At 67.1% G+C, this 799-nt stretch carries 1 protein-coding gene and 1 pseudogene (1 of these 2 cut by a window edge); both read right to left on the bottom strand.

All coding sequences use genetic code 11. The features are described 5' to 3' along the window. Positions 1-237, bottom strand: a pseudogene (locus K789_RS21955) (HAD family hydrolase) (it extends 413 nt beyond the left edge of the window). A 106-nt stretch (positions 238-343) separates the two neighbouring features. Next, a complete protein-coding gene (locus K789_RS0101195; protein ID WP_024365153.1) occupies positions 344-664 on the bottom strand; it encodes a YegP family protein in 321 nt (106 codons plus the stop codon). Positions 665-799: the final 135 nt, after the last annotated feature.

Raw genomic sequence — 799 nt, 5'->3', positions numbered from 1 at the left:
CTCGCGGGCGCCATCCAGCGGGCGCAGCGCGGGCCAGAAGGTGGAGAACACGGCGGCGTGCGAGGTCATGATGGTGCTGTCCGCGCCCGTGTCCCGGTCAGCCGGCAGCAGTTTGGCGAGGATTTTGTCCCCGCCCATCCCGACCGAGCGGTGGATGCTCGCCATCGGAACGTCGTAGCCGGCCTGCCGGAAGGCCTGCCACCAGGCCAGGGTGTGAAGATACGTCGAGTCGACCAGGGTGCCGTCGACGTCGAACAGCACGGCGGCCTTGCGCCCGCCCCGGGAAGACTCGGCGGTCGTGGGCTCTGCGGGGACCGGGCCAGGGCGGCCGTGAGGACTGGAATCAGTGATGAGAACGCGCTCGCTTTCCGGCTGCCAGCGACCCGCCGGAGAGGGTTGTACCGCGACTGGTCCCTCCTGCGGTCCTTCTGGGCACTCTGGCCAGGGACGCAGCGGATACCGCCGGCGCGGCGGCTTGCCTGCCGGCGCTGCGGTCGCGGATGAGTCCAGTACCGGCGATTTCGCGGGCCTGGGCGATGCCGGCCACAGCGGCCCTCTTGGTGGGGAACGTGACCGAGACAGCCATCAGGCTTCCTGCGCCGTCAAGCATCCGGATCCGGTAGCCGCCGTCGGGCGCGTCCACGACCTCGAAATATCCAGCCATCGCACTCTCCTTAATCCTCTACCCCACGTTGGGATATTAGTAAGTATACTTATCTAAGGGATGGACGAAAACCGTTTCCCGGAAATCGGAGTTCCGTTTTCCCGCCGGCGGAAGCGACTCCATCAATGGCCCGGG

The sequence above is a fragment of the Arthrobacter sp. TB 26 genome, assembly GCF_000427315.1.
In the GTDB taxonomy this organism is placed as follows: Bacteria; Actinomycetota; Actinomycetes; order Actinomycetales; family Micrococcaceae; genus Arthrobacter.
The sequence above is the reverse complement of the archived record's forward strand: the minus strand, read 5'-3'. Positions and strand labels throughout refer to the sequence as shown.

Bases quoted from the DNA above. Each gene is read 5' to 3' on its own strand.
- K789_RS0101195 (WP_024365153.1), bottom strand. From the start codon at position 664: ATGGCTGGATATTTCGAGGTCGTGGACGCGCCCGACGGCGGCTACCGG.